We start from the raw sequence: 24,602 nt of genomic DNA, 5'->3' as shown, positions 1-24,602 counted from the left end.
ACCGTTGGTTGTGCCGTTTCGCAGCTCCAACTTTATCCCGGGTGGCCGGGTGCAGACCGTTGAGGGGAGATGCCCCCCCTCAACGGTCTGGCGGTCAGTCGGTGGTGCAGGGGGCGGCGCCCGCCGTGCCGGGGGTGTTGGGCGCCCAGGCCGGGTAGCTGCGCGAATCGTTGGCGGGCACCCAGCGGCCGGCGTCCACCACGTAGTCCCAGCCCAGGCCGTCCGCCAGGAGCGTCCGGATCCCGGCGATCAGCCTGTCCGCGTCCTCGAGCCGGGAACCCACGCCAAAGCTGGCCCGCAAGGAGCCCGACGGCAGGCCCAGGCGGCGCAGCAGGGGGTGGGCGCAGAACTTGCCGTCCCGCACGCCCACGCCGTGTTCGGCCGACAAATAGGCTGCCACGAGTCCGGCGTCGTAGCCCTCCACCGAGAAGTTCACGACGCCGATGCTGCCGGCGTTAGGGTAGGTGTCGGCGTCGCTGAACAGGTGATGCACCGTGACGCCGTCGGTCTCGGACAGTCCCGCCACCAGGTGGGAGCGCAACTGCTGTTCGTGGGCGTGCCATTCGTCGGCGTCGAGCCCGGCCAGCACCTGGGCGGCCCGGGCCAGGGTGGCGGCACCCAGGACGTTGGGGGAGCCGGCCTCGTGGCGGGCCGGGCCCTCGGTCCAGCGCACGGATTCCAGCCGGACGTCCTTCACGGCGCCGCCGCCGGCCAGGTGCGGGGTGCCGGCGTCGAGCCAGTCGGGCCGGCCCACCAGCACGCCGGAGCCGAACGGGGCGTAGAGCTTGTGGCCGGAGAACGCCAGGAAGTCGATCCCGTCGCGGGCCATGTCGATGCGCCGGTGCGGGGCGAGTTGGGCGGCGTCGACCACGATGCGGGCGCCGTACTGATGGGCCAGGGCGGCAAGCTCGGCAACGGGGAGAACCTCACCCGTCACATTGGATGCGCCGGTCACGGCCAGCAGCACCACGTTTCCGGCCCGCAGTTGTGTCTCCACACGGGACAGCGTCGAGGCAAGGCTCTGCCCGGCCACCACCGAGCGGTGCGGCAGGCCCTGCCATGGCAGCAGGTTGGCGTGGTGTTCGATGTCCAGGTACAGGACCTCGCCGTGGGCGTTGGAGACGCCTTCCGTGAAGCCGTTGCCGGCAAGCAGCGACTGCACGCAGCCGGCCAGCAGGTTCAGCGAATCGGTGGTGTTGCGGGTGAAGATGACGGTGTCATCGGCCCGGGCGCCCACAAAACCGGCCACGATGTGCCGGGCGTTTTCGTAGACGGAGGTGCTGACCTGGGAGGCGAAGCCCGCGCCGCGGTGGACGCTGGCGTAATACGGGAGCACCTCGGAGAGATGGGCGGCAACGTCCTCCACGGCCGGCGCCGAGGCGGCATAGTCAAGGTTGGCGTACCGGACGTGCCCGCCGTGAATCAACGGCGCGGCCAGCTCGCTGCCCACCACGGGCAGCAGGGGTTCGGCGGCGACGGGGGCTTTTTCAAGAATGGCAGAACTCATGAGGCTTCCTTAAAGGAAGGACTTCACGTGCGGCGCCGACGAAGGCGCCGGATGGGAAATCCGCGCTTGCCATGACCGCTCCGGCCTGGCCAGGTCGTCACCCGGGGCACCCCGCCGCGAAAGGAGGGTTGCCGGCCAGCAAACCGGGGTTTAGCGCTGGCACTCGTGACCTATGCAAAAAAGGCTAGCCGATTCGCCGCCTCCGCCATATTTATTACGTTGCTTAACGGCACGGCCGGAGTTAACCCGGCCGTGCCATGTCATCCCCTAGAGGAGGTCGTCCCAGCCCGGGTTCAGGCGGCGCAGCACATCCGTGTGCAGGATGGAGTTCGTGGCCAGGGCGTTGCCGCCAAAGGGGCCGTCCACGCCGTCGAGCGAGGTGAAGCGGCCGCCGGCCTCGGTGACGATCGGCACCAGGGCGGCCATGTCGTACAAGTTCAGTTCGGGCTCGCAGGCAATGTCCACGGCACCCTCGGCCACCATGCAGTACGACCAAAAATCGCCATAAGCGCGGGTGCGCCACACGTCGTCGGTCAGGCGCAGGAAATCGTCGCGGTTTCCGCGCTCGGCCCAGCCCGTCAGCGAGGAGTAGGAGAGCGAGGCGTCGGAAAGTTCGGAGACGTTGGAGACCCGGATGCGGGTGGCCGCGGCCAGCGACTTGCCCATGTAGGCGCCCGTGCCCTCGGCCGCCCACCAGCGCTTGCCCAGGGCGGGGGCGCTGACGACGCCGACCACGGGGCGTCCCTCATCCACCAGGGCGATCAGGGTGGCCCAGACGGGCACGCCGCGCACAAAGTTCTTGGTGCCGTCGATCGGGTCGATGATCCAGCGGCGCGAGCCGTGGCCGCTGCTGCCAAACTCCTCACCCAGCACGGCATCCCGGGGGCGGACCCGGGAAAGCTGGCTGCGAATCGACTCCTCGGCGGCCTTGTCCGCATCCGTCACCGGCGTCAGGTCCGGCTTGGTCTCAATCTTCAAATCCAGGGCCTTGAAGCGGGACATCGTCAGCGAATCGACGGTGTCGGCCAGGACGTGGGCCAGGCGGAGGTCGTCGTTGTACGTCTGGGGTGGGGTCGTCATATGCAACACGCTATCGGTAGTTGGGCGAATAGTGCGGATTGCCGGGAGCACCCCGCCGCAGACTAGTCGATCGTGCCGAGTTCCTTGGCCTCCGCGCGGCCCTCGGTGCGGTCGCTGGTGCCCAGAAGTCGGCGCAGTGACGCCAGCCGCGCCGGGCCCGCGTCGCCGGCGTGGCCGTCGGCCACCCACGGGTCCAGGCCGCAGTTGACGGCCGCGGAATCGTGCTTGCAGCCGCGTTCGCAGTCGTCGGTGCCCGGTTGAAGGTCGGGGAAGGCCTGCAGGATCCGGTCGGCGTCCACGTGGGCCAGGCCAAAGGAGCGGATGCCGGGAGTGTCGATGATCCACGAGCGCGGTTCGCCGTCCTGGAGCCGCAGCGCCAGGGCCGAGGAGGAGGTGTGCCGGCCGCGGCCCGTGACGGCGTTAACGCCGCCGGTGGCCCGCTGGGACCCGGTCAGTGCGTTGACCATGGTGGACTTTCCGACGCCGGAATGGCCCACCAGCACGCTGACCTTGCCGTCAAGGTATTCGCGGAGCTGTTCGACGGCGCCGCCGGCCAGGAGGGCGGAGTCGCCGTCGTTGCTGCGGGCGTCGATGGCGGACGCAGCGTCGGCCGCGCCCAGGGAGGCCGTGCGGCTGATGACCACGGTCATGTCCAGGTGTTCGTAGTTGGCCAGCAGCTCGGCCGGATCCTTGATGTCGGCCTTGGTGATCAGCAGGATCGGGGCGATCCCGGAGTCATAGGCGGCCACCAGGGCGCGGTCGATGAAGCCCGTGCGCGGTTCGGGGTTGGCGGCGGCCACCACGATGACCAATTGGTCGGCGTTGGCCACCACAACCCGCTCGATGGGATCGGTGTCGTCGGCACTGCGGCGCAGCAGTGTGCGGCGCGTCTCCACCCGCACCAGCCGTGCCAACGTGTCGGGGTTGCCGGTGGTGTCGCCGACCAGGGCTACGAAGTCGCCGGCCACCACGGGGGAGCGGCGCAGTTCGCGGGCGCGTGCTGCAATGAGGATCCGTTCCGTGGGCAGGTCCTCATCGACAATCGCGGTGTACCGGCCGCGGTCCACCGTGATGATCCGGCCGATGACGGCGTCGTCGTGCGCGGGGCGGTCCTTGGTGCGTGGCCGGCTGCCTTTTTTGTTGGCCCGGACCCGGACGTCGGATTCGTCCCAGTTGCTGTAGTCGCGTGCCACCTTAGTTCCCGGCCGCGATCTCTGCCGGCAGTGTCCCGGCGGCGGTTTGGGTCACCAGGGCGGCCCACATCTGCGGGAATTCGGGCATGGTCTTGGCGGTCGTGGCAATGTCCTCGACCTCGACGCCGGGCACGGCCAGGCCGATGATTGCCCCGGCCGTGGCCATGCGGTGGTCCTCATAGCTGTGGAACAGCTCGCCCCGCAGGGGAGCGGGAGTGATGACGAGCCCGTCCGCGGTTTCGACGGCGTTGCCGCCCAGGGCGTTGATCTCCGCCACGAGTGCGGCGAGCCGGTCGGTTTCGTGGCCGCGCAGGTGGGCGATGCCGCTCAGCGTGGACGGCCCGGTGGCCAGCGCGCACAGGGCGGCGACCGTGGGGGCGAGTTCGCTGGTGTCGGCCAGTTCGACGCCGAGGATCTCGGGCCCGCCCGTGACGGTCAGGACGCCGTCGGCCAGGGTTGCGGATGCGCCAAAGCGGGTCAGGATTTCCACCCACTTGGCACCCACCTGGGTGGTGTTTTCGGGCCAGTTGCGGACCCGGACGGTGCCCCTGGTGGCCAGCGCGGCGGCCAGGAACGGGCCGGCGTTGGAGAGGTCCTGTTCCATGATCCGGTCGAAGGAACTGATGGGGCCCGGTGCCACGCGCCAGTGGTTGGGGACGGAATCGTCCACGCTGACGCCGAGGGAGCGCAGCACCTCCACTGTCATGGCGATGTGGTCAAGGCTTGGCACGGGCTTGCCCACGTGCTCAAGGTGCAGGCCGTTGGTGAAGCGGGCGCCCACCAGCAGGAGTGCTGAAACAAACTGTGAGGAGCCGCTGGCGTCAACCACCAGCCGGCCACCGGCCACCTCACCGGTGCCCTTGACCGTGAACGGCAGGAAGCCCTCGGAAACACCGTCACCGGTGACCTGGACGTTGAGCCCGTGCAGGGCGTCCACCACGGCGCCCATGGGCCGAACCCGGGCGGAAGGGTCGCCGTCGAACGCGGCGGTACCGTTTAGCAGCGCCGCGATGGGAGGCACGAACCGCATGACCGTCCCGGCAAGGCCGCAGTCGACGGCGGTTCCGGCCGCCAGCGGGGCAGCCGCCGTCAGCGGGGTGACCAGCAGGTCGGGACCGAAGTCGCCGTCGCCGGGCACCTCCTCAATCCCGGCTCCCAGGGTGCGCAGGGCGGCAACCATCAACGCCGAGTCCCGCGAATGCAGGGGCGCACGAAGCCTCGAAGGACCGTCGGCCAGTGCGGCCAACACCAAATATCTGTTGGTGAGCGACTTGGATGCCGGCACGGTGACGGTTGCGTCGAGCGGTGCGGGCGAAAATGGTGCGGGCCAAGGGGCTGCGGTCATGGGTGCTTACTGTCCTGTCACGTCGTGGGCAAGGGCTCGAACGCTCTTGTCCGCGTTTTTCAATTGCTTTGCGGTGGTCTTCTTGGAGGAATCCAGCATCTGCCCGGCACGCCAGGCCAGGCCGGGGCGTCCGGCCGTGTCAACGCTGGCCAGCAGGGCCCCGCCCAGCAGGCCGATGTTCTTGGCCAGCTTGCTGCGGCGGTTCGCCTTGCCTTCGGTCGTCGCGGTCTGGGCCGAGCGGTACTCCACTACCGTGGTCAGCCCGGCCGTCAGGGACAGCAGGACCGCGGCGGGGCGGGAAAACTTCCCCATGGCGAGGAGTACGCCGGCGCCCACCTGCGTGCCGGCCACAATGCGCGCCAGGGTTTTCTCGCTGGCATCCACGGGCAGCGCAGCGGACAGCCGGCCCAGGACGGGGGAAAGCTGTTCCGCCGTCTGGTCGGCATGCCGCAGGCGGTCAATGCCGGAGAGGATGAAAGACGAAGCGAGCATGGGGCGGGCAAGTGCGCGAACTATGGACAAGGCGGCCTCCTGGTTGGGGACGTGAACGCTCCGGTCGCGGCGGGAGCCGTAGTCCGGGGACGTTCATGCTTGATCTAAGTCTCGCACTTTGGTGCAGGGTTTGCGGAATATACGGCGCCGCGGCCCGGTTTGCATTGGTATGGATGGAACCGGGCACGGCCCGGCGGCGACTGGACAATGCTTGTTGATCAGGCGGCACGAGTGGAAAGGCGGCAATGCAGACTCTGACAGTAGACTTCTCTGTGATGAACATTTCCGAGCCTGAGCAAGCCCAAGAGACCGCTGCCGAGCCAACCGGCAACGTTCCAGTGGAGAATACCGACGCGGCCACGGTGGATGTTGCCACCGAAAGCGTTGAGGCGCGACGGGCCAGGTTTGAGCGCGACGCCATGCAATACGTGGATCAGTTGTATTCGGCCGCCATGCGCATGGCCCGGAACCCCAGCGACGCCGAGGATCTGGTCCAGGAGGCCTACACCAAGGCGTTCTCGGCGTTCCACCAGTACAAGCCCGGCACGAATCTGAAGGCCTGGCTGTACCGGATCCTGACCAACACGTACATCAACTTGTACCGCAAGCGGCAGCGTGAGCCGCTGCAGTCCAACGCCGATTCCATCGAGGACTGGCAGTTGGCGCGGGCCGAGTCGCACACTTCGCACGGGCTTCGCTCCGCCGAAGCGGACGCACTGGACCACCTGCCGGACTCGGATGTGAAGAACGCGTTGCAGGCCATCCCGGAGGAATTCCGGCTGGCCGTGTATTTTGCCGACGTCGAAGGCTTTGCGTACAAGGAAATCTCAGAAATCATGAACACCCCCATCGGCACCGTGATGTCACGGTTGCACCGGGGACGGAAGCTGTTGCGAGACATGCTGGCCGATTATGCAGTGGATCGCGGTTACGCCAAGGGCGGCCCGGAAGAACTTAAGGAAACGGAGAAATAATCATGGGCGATTGCCAGAGCCTGGGTGACTGCGACGACCAACGCATTGCCCGGATTTACGAATACCTGGACGGGGCCTTGTCCAAGGCGGACCTGACGGACATCAAGGCCCACCTCGATGGCTGCCCCGACTGCGCCCACGAGTACGATCTTGAATGCGTGATCCGCACCGTGGTGAAGCGCTCCTGCAAGGAAGCCGCACCCGAGACGCTCAAGGCCGCCATTTTGGCCCGGCTGCACGAAGGCAAGCCCGCCGGCGTCTAATGCCGGCGCCGCCGTTGTTCGGGAACCCGCTATTTGGGCGGGTCCGGGCGCACGGCGATGGTCCCGTATTCGCTGGCCCGCCGGCCCGTTACGCGGCGGTGGATGGATCCGGCGATTCGCTGGGCCTGCACCTTGGCGAGCTCGGCCTTTTCGCCACTGAACAAATCATCGACCGTTGCGCTCCACAGGTGGAGCCAACGGTCGAAGTGTTTGGCAGTCAGTGGTTGCCTGGCATCAAGGTCAAAGTGCACCTGCAGCGCATTGCGCTTGTACAGTCCGGCGCGGAACAGCACCGTCTGCCAAAAGTCGGCCATGATCGGCAGGTGCCCGGCCAGGTCCATGTGCGCCACCTCGGTGAAAATGGGGCCGATCAGATCATCGGCGAAAGCCCTTGCGTAGAAGGCCTCCACCAGCCGCAGGACGTCGTCCCGGCTCGAAATATCCGCTCTGCCGGAGGTGTTCGCGTTAACGCTCATGCCGCTACGGCCAGGATGATCAGCAGGACACGGGCGGGCATGGGCGGACTTCTCGCTTTTCGGAGTGGGAGTGGTTCCGTTCCATCCTAGCGCCGTCCGCCGCGACCCATTGGTGGGAGGGGCATGCCTGCGCAGGCATGAAAAAGCCCGCCTCCTCGCAAGCGAGGGGGCGGGCTTTTATGTTCATAAGTCAAGACTTACGTGTTGGGGCGCTTACCGTGGTTTGCGCCGCCACTCTTACGGTCCCGACGCTTGCGTGAACGCTTTGACATAGCTGCCTCCAATCATTGAAAAGATCCGAATAAGATCTGCCCTCTAGTCTCCCATAAGTGGCACTTGCTCGCCTAACCGGCACGCCACGGACGCCGCCGGTTCAGCCCTTCATGGTGGTGCGAACGGCGACGGCGGCCTGGTCCAGGATGGTGCGCAGGGTCTCGACGGTCAGCTCGCTCAGTTCCGCGGCGGCCGCCTGCAGGCGCAGGTCGACGCGCAGATCGTCGCGGAACTTTTGCAGCAACAGCTCCGATTCGCGCAGCCTGCGCTGTGTGGCGCCGGGGCCCGGGCGCGCCGGCGGCTCCTTGGCGCGGCTCTTGGCGGCTTCGGCCCCCGCGGCAAGGTCGGCCCGAAGGCTGCGCATGTTTTCGCGGATGTCATGGCGGAGATCGTCGGCCAGGCGCCGGACGGAGGCGGCAATCTCCACCTCCAGCCCCGCGAGTTCCTCGCGCCGGTCCGCAATTTCGGCCCGGCCCGCATCGGTCAGGGTGTAGATGGTGCGGCGGCCGTCAAGGGCCGTCTCCACCAGGCCCTCCTCCTGCAGCTTGGCCAGCCGCGGATACACGGTGCCGGCACTGGGGGAGTAGGTGCCGCCAAAGCGGTCGCTGAGTGCCTTGATGACCTCGTAACCATGCTTGGGGCCCTCCTCCAGCAGTGCCAGGAGGTACAGGCGCAGGGCGCCGTGGGCAAAGACGGCGGCCATCAGCTTCCCTCCCCGGATTCGTTGAAGCCGCCGTCGCCGGGCTCGCCGTCGCCGGGCCCGACGTCGGCAGGCCCGTTCTCGGCGGAACCGGCCGCCATTCCGTCGTCGGCCGGTTCGGCAAAGAGGACCGAAAGGTTTCCGGAGATCGTGGAGGTGCGCACTTCCAGGCGCGGCGCCTTGGCGCCGGCCGAGGTGTGCGTGGTCTGGCCGGGGTTGCTGAAGCGGTCTTCGCCCACCACCACGACTCCCGAGGCGCTGGACGCCGTGACGGCCACGCCCACGGTCTGTGGCAGCCGCACGGTGATGTCGCCGGAGACGGACTTGGCAACCAGGCTGGAAGGCGTGCCGAACACATCGAAGGTGGCGTTGGCCGAGACGGTGCTGGCGCGGATTGAATCCAGCCATCCCGACGCCGTTACTTCGCCCGAAACGCTCTTGGCCGCCAGGTGGCCGGTGTGGTTGCGGGCAATGATCTCCCCGCTGACGGTGTCCAGGCTCAGCATCCCGTGCGTGGCGTCGGACATCAATGACCCGCTCACGGTGCGCAGCGTGGTCTTGTGGCTCCCGCTGACCATGCCGTCGCCGTTCACCGTGGCGGCGTTGACAGTGGTCCCCGGCGGCACGGCGATGCTCATGACGGCCCGCGCGGTGGATTGGAAGTTGATCAGGCGGGTCAGCCAGTTGGCGGCGTTGAAGTGCTCCACCTTCAGCACGCCGTCGGCAAAGGTGACATCCAGCGGCTGGCCCTCCACCTCGCTGATCTCAAGCGTGGCCACCGGGCTTTCCGTCACGACAATGTCGAAGCGCCCCTTGACCAGGGCCAGGCGCACCTCCGACAAGCCGTCAAATTCAATGGTCAGGGGTTCGTCGACCGACCATGTCCGTTCATTCATTGCAACACCCCGTTCACGTTATATCGCGTTGTAGGAACACGATATAACGCGTTCTGGGGGATTTCAAGATATATCGCGAAACTTAAAAAGCTGACCCGCAGCAAAGATCGAAAACCACGTGGATTCTCGATCCCTGCTGCGGGTCGGCTGGGTGGGGCCTAGCCGGCCTCGGGGAGGTCCAGCCATTGGTGCCAGCCGCGGTGCAGCACCAGCCAGGCCATGAGGCCGTAGCCGGCCTGCCCGGGGGCGCCGCCGTTCACGGCGACGTCGTTTCGCCACTGTTCGTGGTTTTGCAGGGGGGAGAACGTGTCCACGTAGTGGTGCTTGCGCCGCGTGGTGACGTCGGCAAACGCCGTGTTCAGCTCCGCCAGTTTTCTGTTCAGGGCAGGGTCCAGCGACGGCGGCGGGCCCACCACGAACACCGGGATGTTCAGCTGGGTGGCGCCGTCGAGGATGTTCGCCAGGTTCAGCCGGCTGCGCGCCGTGGACAGGCCGTACTCGATGTCGCGACCGGAGAGGCCGATGACGAGCCGGTTTTCGTGGAAGTCGTCGAAACGCTTCCCCGCCTCCAGCAGCCAGCGGCCCGCCAGCGCCTCGGTGCCTTCCCGCGGGCTGGCCAGAATGTAAGGTTCAACGCTTACGCTCTCCTGCGGCGTCCTGGCAAGAACCCGGCCAAGCCAGCCCAGTGCTCGGGGATCGCCCACTCCGGCTACCAGCTCGTCTCCCACTGCCACAATTCGCAGTTCCCGCTTTTCCACGGCATCCCTTTCCTGGTCCATCAAATGAAAGATGCCCGGCCTGTCGAGCAGACCGGGCATCGTCACCGCTTTAGTTGCGTTCGAATGCTTGCTTGACGAGCAGCGTCTGCTCCACGGCGTGGTTCTTCGCCGAACCCGTTGCGGTGGATGCGGAGGCCGGACGGGAAACCCGCGTCAGCTTCTTGTCCAGCTCCGGGGCCAGATTCAGGCCCATGAACGGCCACGGGCCCTGGTTGGCGGGCTCATCCTGGGCCCAGACAACCTCGGCGTTCGGGTACTTCGCCAGTTCGGCCTTGATCTCCGCCAACGGCAGCGGGTAGAGCTGCTCGACGCGGATGATCACGGCCTTGGTGTCGTTGGCCTTCTCGCGGGCGGCGAGGAGGTCGTAGTATAGGCGTCCGGAGACCAGCACCACGCGGTCCACGGCGTTGGCGTCAACCTTGGCATGGTCGCCGATCACGGGACGGAAGCCGCCCGTGGTGAAGTCCTCCACGCTGGACGCGGCGGCCTTCAGGCGCAGCAGCTGCTTGGGCGTGAAGATGATCAACGGCTTGCGCGGCTTGCTGTAGGCCTGGCGGCGCAGCAGGTGGAAGTGCGACGCCGGCGTGGTCGGGTTGGCAACGATCATGTTGTCCTCCGCGCACATCTGCAGGTAGCGCTCAATGCGGGCCGAGGAGTGGTCCGGGCCCTGGCCCTCGTAGCCGTGCGGCAGCATGAGCACCAGCGAGGACCGCTGGCCCCACTTCTGCTCGGCTGAGGAGATGAACTCGTCCATGATGGTCTGGGCGCCGTTGGCGAAGTCGCCGAACTGGGCCTCCCACAGCACCAGCGCATCCGGGCGTTCCACCGAGTAGCCGTATTCGAAGCCCATGGCCGCGTATTCGCTCAGCAGGGAGTCGTAGATCCACAGCTTGGCCTGGTCCTCGCTGAGGCCGCCAATGGGGGTCCAGACACGGCCGTTGGCACGGTCGTGGAACACGGCGTGGCGCTGCACGAACGTGCCGCGGCGCGAGTCCTGGCCGGCGAGGCGGACGGGGACGCCTTCAAGGAGCAGCGAACCAAAGGCGGCGAGTTCGCCAAAGCCCCAGTCGATGCCGCCTTCGCGGGACATGGTCTCGCGCTTTTCCAGCAGGGCCTTGAGCTTCGGGTGGACCGTGAAGCCCTCCGGAATGGCCGTGTGGGCGGCGCCGATGCGTCCGAGCACCTGGGCCGAGATGGCGGTGACCTTGGGGTCGTTGACCCCGGAGTCCGCCTGCTGGGCGATGGGCCGCTCCAGGTCGGAGACGGCAGCGGCGTCCTTGGTGATGACCGGGATCGGGGACGTCTGGGCCGCGTGTGTTTCGGCAAAGACGCGCTCCAGGCGTTCCTGGTAGTCACGGAGCAGCTGGGTGGCTTCCTCTTCCGTGATGTCGCCGCGGCCGATCAGGGCCTCGGTGTACAGGCGGCGGACGGAGCGCTTGGCCTCGATCAGGTTGTACATCAGCGGCTGCGTCATGGAGGGGTCGTCACCCTCGTTGTGGCCGCGACGGCGGTAGCAGACCATGTCGATGACAACGTCCTTGCGGAAGCGCTGCTGGAACTGGTACGCCAGCTGGGCCACGCGCACCACGGCTTCGGGGTCGTCGCCGTTGACGTGGAACACGGGCGCCTGGATCATCTTGGCGATGTCCGTGGAGTACACGGAGGAACGCGAGGACGACGGCGACGTCGTGAAGCCCACCTGGTTGTTGACCACCACGTGGATGGTTCCGCCCACGCGGTAGCCGCGCAGCTGGGACAGGTTCAGGGTCTCGGACACAACGCCCTGGCCGGCAAAGGCCGCGTCGCCGTGCACCATGATGGGCAGCACGGGGAAGTTCTCGCCCTGGTCCAGGCGGTCCTGCTTGGCGCGGACGATGCCCTCAAGCACGGCGTCGACGGCTTCCAGGTGCGACGGGTTCGCGGCCAGGTAGACCTTGGTCTCGTTGCCGGCGTCGGAGGTGAACGTACCCTCCGTGCCGAGGTGGTACTTGACGTCGCCGGAGCCCTGGATGCTGCGAACGTCCTGGGTGCCCTCAAATTCGCGGAACACCTGAGCGTAGGTCTTGCCGGCAATGTTGGTGAGCACGTTCAGCCGGCCACGGTGGGCCATGCCGATCGCAACCTCGTCCAGGCCGTCGTCGGCGGCGTCGGAGATGATGGAGTCAAGCAGCGGAATCAGGGACTCGCCGCCTTCCAGGGAGAAGCGCTTCTGGCCGACGAACTTCGTCTGCAGGAACGTCTCAAAGGCCTCGGCCGAGTTCAGCTTCGAGACAATGCGCAGCTGCTCTTCGCGGCTGGGCTTGGAGTACGGGTGCTCAAGCTCGTCCTGGAACCACTGGCGCTGCTCGGGCTCCTGGATGTGCATGTATTCCACGCCCGTGGTGCGGCAGTACGCGTCACGCAGCACGCCGAGGATGTCGCGCAGGAGCAGCTTCTGTGCGCCGCCGAATCCGCCGGTGGGCCATTCGCGGTCCAGGTCCCACAGGGTCAGCCCGTAGGTGAGCACGTCAAGGTCGGGGTGGCGGCGCTGGACGTATTCCAGCGGGTCGGTGTCGGCCATCAGGTGGCCGCGCACGCGGTAGGAGTGGATCAGCTGCTGGATCCGGGCAACCTTGTTGATCTCGTCGGCCGGGTCCACCTGCAGGTCAAGGCTCCAGCGCACGGGCTCGTACGGGATGCGCAGCGACTCGAAGATTTCGTCGTAGAAGTTCTCGGCCCCGAGCAGGAGCTGGTGGATCTTCTTCAGGAATTCGCCGGATCCGGCACCCTGGATGACGCGGTGGTCGTAGGTGGAGGTCAGCGTTAGGATCTTCGAGACCGCGTTCTGGGCGATGATCTTGGGGCTGGCACCCTGGTACTCGGCCGGGTAGTCCAGTGCGCCGACGCCGATGATCGCGGCCTGGCCCTTGGACAGCCGCGGCACGGAGTGGACGGTGCCGATGCCGCCGGGGTTGGTCAGCGAAACCGTGGTGCCGGCGTGGTCGTCGGCCGTGAGCTTGCCGTTGCGGGCACGCTTGATCAGGTCCTCGTAGGTGTGCCAGAACTCGGCGAAGTTCAGGGTCTCCGCCTTCTTGATGTTCGGCACCATGAGCAGGCGGGTGCCGTCCGGCTTGGGCATGTCGATCGCGATGCCGAAGTTTACGTGGGGCGGCTGGACGGCCACGGGCTTGCCGTCGATGACGTCGTAGGAGACGTTCATGGAGGGGAAGGCGGCCAGTGCCTTGATGACGGCGTAACCGATCAAGTGCGTGAAGGAGACCTTGCCGCCACGGGCGCGGGCCAGGTTGGAGTTGATGACAAGGCGGTTGTCAATCAGCAGCTTCGCCGGGATGGCGCGCACGCTTGTGGCGGTGGGCACCTCCAGGCTGGAGATCATGTTCGCGGCAATGGCCTTGGCCGGTCCCTTGAGCACGGTTTCGACGGCCTTGTCGGGGACGGAGTTGTCCTTGGCGGTCTTGGGGAGCTGGGCCGGGATGGGGGTGGTGCCCGTGCGGGCGGCATCCTTGGCGGGGGCCGGCGGACGGGGTGCCGCGGGTGCCTTGGGGGCTGTTGCCGGAGCAGCGGGCGCCGCAGCAGCCGGTGCCGCGGCAGCTGCCGGGGCGGTGGCGGCCGGCGTCGTCGGTGCCACCGGGGCGGGCGTTGCCGCAGCGGGGGCCGGAACTACCGGGATCGGGGCCGTGACAGGGGCGGAATTGGCTGCAGTGTGGCGTCCGTTGCCGGCGGCCTCGTCGGCGTCGAAGGATGCAAAAAGTGGCCACCACTTTGTATCCACGGAGTTCTTGTCGGCCTGGTAGCGCTCGTACAGTTCATCGACGAGCCACTCGTTTCCGCCAAATTCCTCGGGTAGACGGTGGATGGATTGCTCTGGCACGTGTAATACGCCTCTTCCATGAGTTCTTGTTGCCCGCTATGCATAGGCCGTGCGGCGCAAAAACACCCGCAGAGGGATGCCTTCAGCCCCAAAGCCGCAGGACCTATTCGATCGATGGCAAAGGATCCTTCAAACCCTTACCGCCTGTAAGTCTAGTGAGCTTCGCAGGCTGCATGCCAATCTGGGCTTCGGCGCGTCCGCGGCGGGATCAAAATTCCGCATTTCCCCGTCACCGAACCGCCTTGGGCGCGCGTCTTGGCTAGACTCGGGAAGTGCCGCCACCTTGGCCCGACTGGCCGCTGCGGCAACCATCGACCCACTAGTTGGAGTGCACATGCGTTTTCTTACCCCGCCCGCCACGGACCTCACCTATTCGGACGTGTTCCTGGTCCCCTCCCGCTCCACCATCACCTCCCGGCTCGACGTCGACCTCTCCAGCGGTGACGGCACCGGAACCACCATCCCGCTGGTCGTGGCCAACATGACGGCGGTCTCGGGCAAGCGGATGGCCGAAACGGTGGCCCGGCGCGGCGGCCTTGCGATCCTGCCCCAGGACATTCCGTTGAAGGTGCTTGGCGCCGTCACCGAATGGGTGAAGATGCGGGACACCTTGTTTGAGACCCCGTTGACCATGTCCCCGGCCGACATCGTTGTCGACGCCGTCCACCTGATGACCAAGCGGGCCCACAACGCAGTGGTGGTGGTCGAGGACGGCGTATTTGTCGGCCTGGTGCGCGGTGCCGACTGTGAAGGCGTCGATAGGTTCTCCTCCCTGGCGTCCGTGATGCGCAGCAAGGCGCTGACGATTGACGCGACCCCGTTTGACGCCATCCGCGCCCGGGCGGATGCCGGCACCATGACCGCCGCCGAGGCCAAGGCCGAAACGGACCTGGCCCTGCGCGGAGCCTTTGCCATACTGGACTCGGCCGGCACCGACTTTGCCCCCGTGGTGCGGGACGGGCACGTGCTTGGCGCGCTGACCCGCACCGGTGCGCTGCGATCCACCATCTACCAGCCTGCCGTGGATGCCACGGGCCGCCTGCGGATTGGGGTCGCCGTGGGCATCAACGGCGACGTCTCGGCCAAGGCCGCGGCCCTCCTGGAGTATGGCGTCGACGCGCTCGTGGTGGACACGGCCCACGGGCACCAAAACAAGATGCTTGACGCACTGCGGGCCGTCCGCGGCCTGAACCCGGCCGTTCCCGTCGCTGCGGGCAACGTGGTCAGCGCGGCCGGCGTCCGCGACCTGGTGGAGGCCGGCGCGGACATCCTCAAGGTGGGTGTGGGACCGGGCGCCATGTGCACCACCCGCATGATGACGGCCGTGGGACGGCCCCAGTTCTCCGCCGTGCTGGAATGTTCGACGGCGGCCGCGGAGCTGGGCGCGCACGTGTGGGCCGACGGGGGAGTGCGCTACCCGCGCGACGTCGCCCTCGCCCTGGCCGCCGGTGCCAGCCAGGTCATGATCGGCTCCTGGTTTGCCGGCACCTTCGAGAGCCCCGGGGACCTGCAGGTCGACGCCGACGGGCGACGCTACAAGGAGAGCTTCGGCATGGCCTCCGCCCGGGCCGTGCAAAACCGGACCTCGGGAGACCAGGCCTTTGAGCGGGCCCGCAAGGGATTGTTCGAGGAGGGCATCTCCACCTCCAAGATGTACCTTGACCCGGCCCGCCCCGGCGTCGAGGACCTGCTGGACATGATCACCGCGGGGCTGCGCAGCTCGTTCACCTATGCGGGGGCGTCATCGCTGGAGGCGTTCCGCTCCAACGCGATCGTCGGCGTGCAGTCGGCTGCCGGCTACGAGGAGGGCCGGCCGCTGCCGCAGAGCTGGTAACCGTTGTGCGGAGCTAGTGCACGGGTGCCGGCCCGGTGGAGCCCCTGATGGTCAGGTGGGTCGGCAGCACGGCGTGGGTGCGCGGCGTCGTGCCGTAGCCGGGATTGAGCTGGCTCAACAGCATGGTCACCGCATCCCGGCCGGCCCGTTCCACCGGAGCCGTCACCGTGGTCAGCGGCGGGCTGCAGAAGTCGGCTCCAAAGATGTCGTCGCAACCCACGATGCTCATGTCCTCGGGTACGCGGACTTTCCGTTCGCGCAGCCGTTGCAACATGCCGATTGCAATCAGGTCATTGAAGGCGATGCCGGCGGTGGCCCCCGAATGCACCAGGGCGTCCGCCGCCGCGGCGCCCGAGTGCGTGCGCGGGGCGAAGGGACCCAACCGCACCACCTTGACCTGGCGTTCCTCGGCGGCCGCCGACAACGCCTCCCACCGGCGACGGCTGGAACTGGAGGTTTCGGGGCCGGCCAGGTACGCAATATGCGTATGGCCCAGCGAGATCAGGTGGTCCAGTGCCTGGTTGGTGGCGGTGGGCGTGTCGAGCATGACCGAGGGGACTCCCGGAACGTCGCGGTTGATGGTCACGATCGGCATCTTGGCGGCCATTTCCATCAGCGCCTCGTTGCTCAGCCGTGATGCCGTCAAAATGAGGCCGTCCGCTGTTTGCCGCAGTTGCTCGGCCGTGTTGACCTCCACCTCGGTGGATTCCTCTGTATCCACCAGCAACTGCCGGTAGCCGGCGGCCTTGAGCTGCAGCTGGGTGCCGCGGATGATGTCGAAGTAGAACGGGTTGGTGATGTCCGCGACCAGGACGGCAACGGCGCGGGTTTGGCCAAGGCTGAGGGCCTTCGCCTGCGCGTTGGGTACATAGTGCAGCTGCGCCGCGGCCGCTTCGATCCGGGCCCGGGTGCGGAAGTTGACGCGGCCCGGGGTGGACAGGGCACGGGAGACGGTGGACGCGGCAACACCGGAGAGGGCTGCAACGTCATGGATGGTGGCGGGACGGTCCGGCGAAACGTCGAGAGGCAAAGTCATGGAGGCACGTCCTAGGAGGGATTCTGGCAGAAGGCGCAGGGCCAGCCGAAACTGCCATTGTGATGGACGCCACTGTCCTGCAAGGCAACCATAAGGCTTGTTGCACCATTTTGGCAATCGGTTGTCAAAAGGTTTTCCATGCCTTAGGCTCACCATTACGCAATAAAGTGTGCAGTGCGGCACCCAGGCCGGATGTTTGGGCGCGTTTGCACCGTGTAAACCGAACCCCCTGGAGGCCCGCATGCCCAACGCCAACACCGCTACCTGGACCCTTTCCGGCTTCGGCGATGAAATCGATCCCGACCCCGCAGTGCAGGCGGCCGTCATGCTGGCACTCGGCGCCAAGCACATTGAAGTCCGCAGCGCCTGGGGCACCAACGTGGTCGAGCTCGAGCCTGGGCAGGTTGCCAAGCTCAAGGAAATCCTCGACGGCGCCGGCCTGACGGTTTCGGCCGTGGCCAGCCCCATCGGCAAGGTGGACATCAGCCTGCCGGCCGATCACGAGGTGGAGCGCCTGCGCCGCATCATCGGGGTCGCCAAGGCCCTGGACACGCGCTATATCCGCATCTTCTCCTACTTCCGTGCAGCGGAGCAGACGCCCGAAGAGATCCGCGACGCCGTCATGGAGCGCATGGCGCTGCTGGCCGCCGAAGCCGAGAAGGCCGGCGTCGTACTTCTGCACGAAAACGAAAAAGACATCTACGGCGACACCCCGGAGCGCGTCCTGGATCTGATGGAGACCGTCGGCTCGCCGGCCCTGCGCGCCGCCTGGGACAACGCCAACTTTGTCCAGGTGGGGGTCAAGCCCTACACCGACGCCTACGCCATGCTGCGCCCCTACCTGGAATACCTGCAGGTCAAGGATGCCGTTGCCGGCACCGGCGAAGTGGTGCCCACCGGCCACGGTGACGGCGAACTCGAGGAAACCCTTGCCGCCCTGCTGGCCGACGGGTACACCGGCTTCGCGTCGCTTGAACCGCACCTGGCCGCCCAGCACGAACTCGGCGGATTCTCCGGCCCGCAGGCTTTTGGCGAGGCCGCCCGCGCCTTCCGGGCCGTCACCGACAAGCTCGGCGTTGCCCTGGCCTGATCCCGGGACCGGGCGGCCAGGGTTCTAGCAGTGCCCGCGGACGGCATCGGCCATTTCAGCACTTTCCAGCAGCGAACTGTTCAACAGATTGAGGGAGTCCACATGACCCGGGTAGCCATCATTGGATGCGGCGACGTCGCCACCGTCCACTTCGACGCCATTGGCGCCATTGAGGGCGCGGAGCTGGTGGCCGTGTGCGACACCGACCCCGGCCGGCTGGCGGCCGCCGTCGCCGCCCGGGGTGTGCCCGGGTTCGATGACCACGTGGCCATGCTGGAACAGCTGCGCCCCGACGTCGTCCACGTCACCACGCCCCACAACCAGCACGTCCAGCCGGCCGTCGACGCACTGGAGCGTGGCGTCAATGTGATTGCCGAGAAGCCGCTGGCCAACACGCTGGCCGAGGGGCAACGGCTCGCCGATGCCGCCGCAGGCAGCTCCGCCCGGATCGGCATCTGCTTCCAGAACCGTTACAACGCCACCGCGCAAGCCATGCACAAGCTGCTGTCCACAGGGGAATTGGGCCGGGTTCTGGGCGCCTCCGGCACTGTCATGTGGCAGCGCAGCGCCGACTACTACCTCAACCGGCCCTGGCGCGGCACCTGGGAAGGCGGTGGCGGCGGGCTGCTCATGAACCAGGCCATCCACACGCTGGACCTGCTGCAGTGGCTCGTGGGTGAGGTCAGCGGCGTTCGCGGCCACACCGCCACCCACGCACTGGGCGACACGATCGAGGTGGAGGACACCGCCGAGATGGTCCTGGACCACGCCAACGGCGCCCGTTCCGTGTTTTACGCAACCCTGGCCAATCCCGTCAACGCCCCGGTCACGGTGGACGTGGTGACCGAAAAGGCCGTGCTGAGCCTGCGCGGGGACCTCACCGTGACCTACGACGACGGCCGGGTCGAGGTGGTGCCGGAACGTCGCGTGGAAAGCGGCGGCCGTGACTACTGGGGTGTTTCACACCGGCTCCTGATTGAGGACTTCTACTCCCAGCTGGGCCAGGACGGGCCGTTCTGGATCGACCCCGCCGAAGCACAGAAGACGCTGCGGATCATCAAGGACGTCTATGCCCAGAGCTATTCGGACGCGGTGGCGCAGATTTCCTGACCATTTCATCGACTTAGCCTTTCCCCTCCCAAAATGGGCCCCGTTCGGGGCCCATTTTGGCTTGTGGGCTGCCGCCGATGTGACGCTTTGTAAGGCATCCAAACAAGCGGTTGTCATCCACAGAGACCAAGTTTGAAGAGAATTTTTCTGATCCTCCGACACAAAATGCAAACTTTCCCGGAATCTTTTGACAATCGGTTGCCAAAAACTGCCAACCCCCGTAATGTGATCTTCACACGGGGGAAATGTGGCACACGCCACACATAAGTTTTCCGCTTATTCCGACATCCGTCCCTTATAGGAACCGAGGAGCCAACAATGAAGTTTGGTCCAAAATACGCTGCAGTGGCCGCCATTGCAGCGGCAACGATTGCCCTGACCGCCTGTGGCGGTGGCGGCACGGCCGGCGGTGGCGCCGCGGGCGCTCCGGCAACGACGCTCACTCTCGCAAGTGTTCAGGATTTGAAGACGTTCGACCCGACGGATGCGCACATCGGGCACACCATGCCGTTCTATCAGGCAGCCTATGACACGCTCATCCGCCGGGCACCCGATGGCAAGCTCGATCCGATGCTTGCCACGTCGTGGGAGTACAACAAGGACCAGACCGTCCTGACGCTCAAGCTGCGCACAGACGTCACCTTTAGCGACGGCACGAAGTTCGACGCCACGGCCGCCAAGGCCAACCTGGACCACTTCAAGACGGCCAACGGCCAGGACTCCTACCAGGGTGCCTCCATCAAGAGCGTCGCCGTGGTGGACGCGGCCACCGTGGCCATCACCTTGAACGCCCCCGACCCGGCGTTCACCTACTACCTGACCCAGGCCCTGGGCCTGCAGGCAAGCCCCAAGGCCATCGGGACCCCCGGCATCAAGACGGCCCCCGACGGCTCCGGTCCCTACGTCTTCGACGCCAAGGATTCCGTCAAGGGTTCGCAGTACGTCTTCACCAAGCGTGCCGGCTACTGGGACAAGGATCTGCAGAAGTTCGACAAGATCACCATCAAGTACCTGGTTGACCTGACTGCACGTACCAACGCCCTTGTCTCCGGCCAGGTTGACGCCGGGCTGCTGGACCCCAAGACGGGCAAGCAGGCCGAAGCCGCCGGCATGGTGGCCCACAAGTACCAGACGGACTGGCAGGGCCTGCTGCTCTTCGACCGTGACGGCAAGATGAACCCGGCTTTGGCTAACGTCAAGGTTCGCCAGGCCATCAACTACGCCTTTGACCGCAAGACCATCCTGGCCCAGCAGTACCTCGGCGAGGGAACGGTGACGAACCAGGTGTTTGGCCCCGCCAGCGGCGCGTTCGTCCAGGATCTGGACAACACCTACCCGTATGACCCCGCCAAGGCCAAGTCACTGCTGGCCGAGGCCGGATACGCCAATGGCTTCACCCTGACGATTCCGGTGTTCTCCGGCTACGAGAGCATCGTTGCGGTCATTACCCAGCAGCTCGGTGACATCGGCATCAAGGTGCAGGCGGAAACTGTCCCGCCGGCCAATATTGTCCCGGACATGGCGGGCGGCAAGTTCGCGGCGGCGCCGTTCCAGCTCTACCAGGGCGAGCCGTGGGTTGCCATCAACCAGATGATCTCCACCACTGCCTTGTACAACCCGTTCAAGACCCAGACCCCTGAGCTGACAACCCTGATCGATGCCGTCCAAAATGCCGGCGAGCAGAGCGGGGAGAAGGCCAAGGCCGTCAACGACTACATCACCAAGAACGCCTGGTTTGCCCCGCTGTTCCGCATCAACCAGATGTACTTCAGCAACAAGAAGATCGACGTCACGCCGCAGCTGCAGCAGGCCGTCCCGTCCATCTACAACTACGCGCCCGCAAAGTAGCAGCGCACGTGCCGGGGGCGGCCACCGCCCCCGGCACACCCTTCCATCCTTGACCCCCTCCACCGGGAGCACCCCATGGTTACCTTCATCCTCAAACGAATTGTCTCGGGCATCTCGGTGCTTGTCGCAATATCCTTTGTCACTTTTTGCCTCCTGTATTTCTCCAGCGCCAACATCGCCCGCAACATCCTGGGCGAATCCGCCAGCCCGGAACAGGTGGCGGCCAAGGAAGTTGAGCTGGGACTGCACCGGCCACTGCTGACCCGTTACTTCGAATGGGCCTCAAACGCCCTCCACGGTGACTTTGGTGCCTCGTGGTTTACGTCCGAACCGGTGATCAGCGCCATCACCACCCGCCTGCCCATCACCCTGACGCTCGTCAGTGTCTCCATTGTCTGTATCGCCATCGTGGCGACCCTCCTGGGAGTCGCAGCCGCCGTCAAGCGCGGCTGGATCGACCGCATGGTCCAGGGTGCCGCAGTGGTGGGCGACGCGATCCCCGACTTTGTTCTGGCCATCGTGCTGGTCTCGGTCTTTGCCATCAGCCTGAAGTGGTTCCCGGCCACCAGCAGTATCGCCCCGGATGCCGGTGCGTCCGCCTGGGTGGCTTCGATGACACTGCCCGTCATTGCCCTGCTCATCAACGGCATCGCCAGCATCGCCCAGCAGATCCGCAGCGCCGTCATTAAGCAGCTGGAAAAGGACTATGTCCGCACACTTCGCAGCCGCGGCATCTCCGAACGGGAAATCATTCTCAAGCATGTGCTGCGCAGTGCCGCGCCCGCAGGGCTGACTGTACTCAGCCTGAAATTCGTGGGCATGCTCGGCGGCGTCGTCATCATCGAACAAATCTTTGCGCTGCCCGGCATGGGCGCGCTGGCCGTACAGTCCACCAGCACCGGCGACATCCCGCTCGTCATGGGCGTGGTGCTGTACACGGTCATCATCGTCATCATCGTCAACCTGTTGGTGGACCTCATCAACGGCTGGCTGAACCCCAAGGTGCGTGTGTCATGAGCCTGACCCAACCCGCCGAGCTCGTCGGCCAAACCGGGACGGTCGTCCGGTCCCACGTCATTGTGAAGATCCTCAAGAACCCGCTGGGCCTGTCCGCCATCGTCGTGATCTTGTTCATGATCGTCCTGGCAGTTTTCGCCAACCTGCTGGCCCCCTTCGACCCGAACTTCGCCAACATCGGCAAGACGCTGGCCTCCGGCGACGCCGTCAACCTCCTCGGCACCGACAGCGTCGGACGGGACGTGTGGAGCCGCCTCGTGTTCGGCGCCCGCACCACGTTGCTGTCGGCCCTGTTGTGCGCCGCGGTCGCCATCGCCATCGGCCTGCCCTCCGGCCTCATCGCTGGATACTACGGCGGCAAGTTCGACGCCGTTGCGAACTGGGTGGTCAACGTCCTCATGAGCCTGCCCGGCATCATCGTGCTCCTGACCGTCCGCGCGGCCCTCGGCCCGTCCGTCTGGATCTCCATGGTCGCGTTTGGCATCCTGATCAGCCCCGGCTACTTCCGCCTGACGCGCACCGCCGTGCAGTCGGTCCGCAACGAGCTCTATGTTGATGCCGCCCGAGTGGCCGGCCTCAGCGACGCCACCATCATTTCCCGCCACATCTTCTCGGTGGTACGCGCACCGATCATCATCCAAACCGCTGTTATCTGCGGCGTCGCCATCGCCATCCAGTCCGGTTTGGAGTTCCTGGGCCTGGGTGACCCCGCCGTGGCCACCTGGGGCGTCATGCTCAATGAGGGCTTCAAGAACATCTACCTCAGCCCGCTCCTGCTGGTCTGGCCCGCCCTGGCAATTGGCCTGACCATCGGCGCCCTTGTATTGTTGGGCAACGCCATCCGTGATGCGCTCGAAGATGCCGAAAAGATCAAGGCACCCAAGCGGGGAAGCAATTCCGCACAGGCCGCCCTGGCCGCGAGCCGGAAGCGCCCCGACCGCACTAATGCGGCCACCGTCGAGACCGGCACTGAGCACCACCTGGTCAGGGTGTCCCACCTGGGCGTGGGCTACCCGCAGGCGGACGGTTCCATTAAGAAGGTCGTCGACGATGTCTCCTTCCATGTGGACCGCGGTGAAGTGCTGGGCATTGTTGGTGAATCCGGTTCCGGCAAATCCCAGACCGCCTTCTCGATCCTTGGATTGCTTCCCGACAACGCCCGGATCGTGGCGGGCAGCATCCAGTTTGACGGCCAGTACACGGTTGCGCCGACGGACGATCGCGTGAGCCAGGCACGGCTCAGCGACTTCCGGGGCAAACGGATTTCCTATATCCCCCAGGAACCCATGAGCAACCTGGACCCTGCCTTTACCATCGGCTACCAGTTGGTCACGCCCATGGTGCGTGTGCTGAAGATTTCCAAGGGCGAGGCCAGAAAGCGCGCCCTCCAACTGCTCGACGACGTCGGCATTCGGTTCCCGCAAAAGACCTTTGATGCGTACCCGCACGAGGTCTCCGGCGGAATGGCGCAGCGCGTGCTGATCGCCGGGGCCATCAGCTGCGAACCGGACCTGATCATCGCCGATGAGCCCACCACGGCCCTTGACGTCACGGTCCAAGCCGACGTTTTGGACTTGATTCGGGACTTGCAAATGCGCCTCGGCGTGGGCGTGATCCTGGTGACTCACAACTTCGGCGTGGTGGCCGATCTGTGCGACCGGGTGGCTGTCATGCAAAATGGCCGGATGGTTGAAGAAGGGGATGTCCGCGACATTCTGCGCAACCCGAAGGACCCCTACACACAAAAGCTCCTGGGCTCCATGCTTGAAGGCAAGGAACCCATGACCATGCTGGTGTCCGCCGGCATCACCGCCGCGCAGGCAGCAGCACGTGGCGACAATCCCGATGAGAAGGAGATGGCACTGTGAACACCACTGAAGTTCCGGGCACCGGTTCAGAGCTGCTCACAGTAACCGGTCTCGATGTTGAATACCCGTTGAAGGGTTTTCGGCGCAAGCCATTCAGGGCTCTGACCGACATCAACATTTCCATCAAGCCGGGCGAGACCCTGGGCCTGGTGGGGGAGTCCGGCTCGGGCAAGACCACCCTGGGCAGGGCCGTCTTGGGCCTTGCGCCAGTCACCCGGGGCACCATCACTTTTGAGGGCAACGACATCAGTCATGCCAGCCGAACCGAGCGCCGCCGGCTTGGCAAGGACCTGCAGGTGGTTTTTCAGGACCCTTACACCTCCTTGAACCCGGCCCTGCAGATTGGCGACATCCTGGCGGAGCCGCTGAAGGTCCAGGGCCAGGAACCGGCTGCGGCACGCAAACGGGTCAAGGAGCTGCTGGACCAGGTGGGCCTGCCATCCGACGCCGTCGAGAGGCTGCCGCGCGAATTCAGCGGCGGCCAGCGCCAGCGCGTGGCCATCGCCCGGGCCCTGGCCCTGTCCCCGAAGCTGATCGTGTGCGACGAGCCCGTCAGCGCACTGGACCTCTCCACCCAGGCCGTGGTCCTGGATTTGTTCCTGCAGATCCAGCGCGACACCGGAGTCTCCTACCTGTTCGTCTCCCACGACCTGGACGTGGTCCGGCACATCAGCCACCGCGTCGCCGTCATGTACCACGGGGAAATCGTCGAACAAGGCGGCGCCCGGCAGGTCACGACGGATCCGGAGCACCCCTACACCCAGCGCCTGTTGCTCGCTTCCCCCGTGCCCGACCCGGACCGGCAGGAAAAGCGGCGGGCGGACAGGCACCGGTTGCTGGAAATCCAGCGCCAACAAGATGTTCAGGCTGGCCTGCCGGTCTGACCGGCGGGACACTTGAAGGAATTACCCACAAGGAACAACGGCTTCCACCCGGAAGCCACCATCAAT

General features: G+C 66.1%; 21 protein-coding genes and 1 riboswitch. Of the genes, 9 read left to right on the top strand and 12 right to left on the bottom strand.

Going from position 1 to position 24,602, the window contains the following annotated elements; all coding sequences use genetic code 11:
* Positions 1-94 precede the first annotated feature (94 nt).
* The 5 genes from AL755_RS16145 to AL755_RS16125 all read right to left on the bottom strand — a co-directional run bounded on the left by AL755_RS16145 (position 95) and on the right by AL755_RS16125 (position 5,647).
* Positions 95-1,507 (bottom strand): aminotransferase class V-fold PLP-dependent enzyme, encoded by a 1,413-nt coding sequence (locus tag AL755_RS16145; RefSeq protein WP_054011880.1) that lies wholly within the window; start codon positions 1,505-1,507, stop codon positions 95-97.
* Between the two features lie 57 nt (positions 1,508-1,564).
* A riboswitch (SAM riboswitch) is annotated at positions 1,565-1,678 on the bottom strand.
* A gap of 96 nt (positions 1,679-1,774) precedes the next feature.
* Positions 1,775-2,587, bottom strand: coding sequence for a histidinol-phosphatase (gene hisN / locus AL755_RS16140; RefSeq protein WP_054011879.1), 813 nt, complete (start codon positions 2,585-2,587; stop codon positions 1,775-1,777).
* A gap of 62 nt (positions 2,588-2,649) precedes the next feature.
* Complete coding sequence (rsgA, locus tag AL755_RS16135; protein ID WP_054011878.1) at positions 2,650-3,780, bottom strand: ribosome small subunit-dependent GTPase A; 1,131 nt, start codon at positions 3,778-3,780, stop codon at positions 2,650-2,652.
* 1 nt (position 3,781) lies between these two features.
* Positions 3,782-5,125, bottom strand: a complete 1,344-nt coding sequence (gene aroA, locus AL755_RS16130) for a 3-phosphoshikimate 1-carboxyvinyltransferase (protein WP_054011877.1) — start codon at positions 5,123-5,125, stop codon at positions 3,782-3,784.
* Between the two features lie 6 nt (positions 5,126-5,131).
* Positions 5,132-5,647, bottom strand: coding sequence for a DoxX family protein (locus AL755_RS16125; protein ID WP_054011876.1), 516 nt, complete (start codon positions 5,645-5,647; stop codon positions 5,132-5,134).
* A 215-nt stretch (positions 5,648-5,862) separates the two neighbouring features.
* Here AL755_RS16125 and AL755_RS16120 point away from each other — a divergent pair, with 215 nt between their 5' ends.
* Together AL755_RS16120 and rsrA are read left to right on the top strand one after the other, a co-directional pair.
* Positions 5,863-6,591 (top strand): sigma-70 family RNA polymerase sigma factor, encoded by a 729-nt coding sequence (locus AL755_RS16120; RefSeq protein WP_054011875.1) that lies wholly within the window; start codon positions 5,863-5,865, stop codon positions 6,589-6,591.
* Between the two features lie 2 nt (positions 6,592-6,593).
* Positions 6,594-6,854, top strand: a complete 261-nt coding sequence (gene rsrA, locus AL755_RS16115; RefSeq protein WP_054011874.1) for a mycothiol system anti-sigma-R factor — start codon at positions 6,594-6,596, stop codon at positions 6,852-6,854.
* A 29-nt stretch (positions 6,855-6,883) separates the two neighbouring features.
* Here rsrA and AL755_RS16110 read toward each other — a convergent pair whose 3' ends face one another.
* The 6 genes from AL755_RS16110 to AL755_RS16090 form a co-directional block, all read right to left on the bottom strand.
* Positions 6,884-7,330, bottom strand: a complete 447-nt coding sequence (locus AL755_RS16110) for a group III truncated hemoglobin (protein WP_054011873.1) — start codon at positions 7,328-7,330, stop codon at positions 6,884-6,886.
* A gap of 197 nt (positions 7,331-7,527) precedes the next feature.
* Entirely contained in the window at positions 7,528-7,602 is a 75-nt protein-coding gene (locus AL755_RS24675; RefSeq protein ID WP_373366723.1) for a 50S ribosomal protein bL37, read from the bottom strand.
* Positions 7,603-7,703: 101 nt separating this feature from the next.
* Positions 7,704-8,306 (bottom strand): PadR family transcriptional regulator, encoded by a 603-nt coding sequence (locus AL755_RS16105; protein ID WP_054011872.1) that lies wholly within the window; start codon positions 8,304-8,306, stop codon positions 7,704-7,706.
* Positions 8,306-9,199 carry a DUF4097 family beta strand repeat-containing protein gene (locus AL755_RS16100; RefSeq protein ID WP_107503869.1) on the bottom strand — a complete coding sequence of 298 codons (894 nt, stop codon included), beginning with the start codon at positions 9,197-9,199 and terminating at the stop codon, positions 8,306-8,308. The genes AL755_RS16105 and AL755_RS16100 overlap by 1 nt, the downstream gene beginning before the upstream one ends.
* A gap of 158 nt (positions 9,200-9,357) precedes the next feature.
* A complete protein-coding gene (locus AL755_RS16095; RefSeq protein WP_237762507.1) occupies positions 9,358-10,017 on the bottom strand; it encodes a GDSL-type esterase/lipase family protein in 660 nt (219 codons plus the stop codon).
* 10 nt (positions 10,018-10,027) lie between these two features.
* Positions 10,028-13,849: a multifunctional oxoglutarate decarboxylase/oxoglutarate dehydrogenase thiamine pyrophosphate-binding subunit/dihydrolipoyllysine-residue succinyltransferase subunit gene (locus AL755_RS16090; RefSeq protein ID WP_054011871.1), complete on the bottom strand. Its 3,822-nt coding sequence runs from the start codon at positions 13,847-13,849 to the stop codon at positions 10,028-10,030.
* Positions 13,850-14,183: 334 nt separating this feature from the next.
* Between AL755_RS16090 and AL755_RS16085 the strand changes: the two genes are divergently transcribed.
* Positions 14,184-15,683 carry a GuaB1 family IMP dehydrogenase-related protein gene (locus AL755_RS16085; RefSeq protein WP_054011870.1) on the top strand — a complete coding sequence of 500 codons (1,500 nt, stop codon included), beginning with the start codon at positions 14,184-14,186 and terminating at the stop codon, positions 15,681-15,683.
* A gap of 13 nt (positions 15,684-15,696) precedes the next feature.
* Here the strand turns inward: AL755_RS16085 and AL755_RS16080 are convergent, their stop codons facing one another.
* Entirely contained in the window at positions 15,697-16,719 is a 1,023-nt protein-coding gene (locus AL755_RS16080; protein ID WP_054011869.1) for a LacI family DNA-binding transcriptional regulator, read from the bottom strand.
* A 241-nt stretch (positions 16,720-16,960) separates the two neighbouring features.
* Between AL755_RS16080 and AL755_RS16075 the strand changes: the two genes are divergently transcribed.
* The 6 genes from AL755_RS16075 to AL755_RS16050 all read left to right on the top strand — a co-directional run bounded on the left by AL755_RS16075 (position 16,961) and on the right by AL755_RS16050 (position 24,536).
* Positions 16,961-17,809, top strand: a complete 849-nt coding sequence (locus AL755_RS16075) for a sugar phosphate isomerase/epimerase family protein (RefSeq protein WP_054011868.1) — start codon at positions 16,961-16,963, stop codon at positions 17,807-17,809.
* A gap of 102 nt (positions 17,810-17,911) precedes the next feature.
* Positions 17,912-18,919 carry a Gfo/Idh/MocA family protein gene (locus tag AL755_RS16070; protein ID WP_054011867.1) on the top strand — a complete coding sequence of 336 codons (1,008 nt, stop codon included), beginning with the start codon at positions 17,912-17,914 and terminating at the stop codon, positions 18,917-18,919.
* Between the two features lie 318 nt (positions 18,920-19,237).
* Positions 19,238-20,767: an ABC transporter substrate-binding protein gene (locus AL755_RS16065; RefSeq protein WP_054011866.1), complete on the top strand. Its 1,530-nt coding sequence runs from the start codon at positions 19,238-19,240 to the stop codon at positions 20,765-20,767.
* Positions 20,768-20,842: 75 nt separating this feature from the next.
* Positions 20,843-21,784: an ABC transporter permease gene (locus AL755_RS16060; RefSeq protein WP_054011865.1), complete on the top strand. Its 942-nt coding sequence runs from the start codon at positions 20,843-20,845 to the stop codon at positions 21,782-21,784.
* On the top strand, positions 21,781-23,652 hold the full coding sequence (locus AL755_RS16055) for a dipeptide/oligopeptide/nickel ABC transporter permease/ATP-binding protein (protein WP_054011864.1): 1,872 nt from the start codon (positions 21,781-21,783) through the stop codon (positions 23,650-23,652). Before AL755_RS16060 ends, AL755_RS16055 begins: the two co-directional genes overlap by 4 nt.
* Positions 23,649-24,536, top strand: a complete 888-nt coding sequence (locus AL755_RS16050; RefSeq protein ID WP_054011863.1) for an ATP-binding cassette domain-containing protein — start codon at positions 23,649-23,651, stop codon at positions 24,534-24,536. The genes AL755_RS16055 and AL755_RS16050 overlap by 4 nt, the downstream gene beginning before the upstream one ends.
* Positions 24,537-24,602: the final 66 nt, after the last annotated feature.

The organism is Arthrobacter sp. ERGS1:01, assembly GCF_001281315.1.
In the GTDB taxonomy this organism is placed as follows: domain Bacteria; phylum Actinomycetota; class Actinomycetes; order Actinomycetales; family Micrococcaceae; genus Specibacter.
Note: the sequence above shows the minus strand (reverse complement) of the source record. Positions and strands in the feature narration are given on the sequence as shown.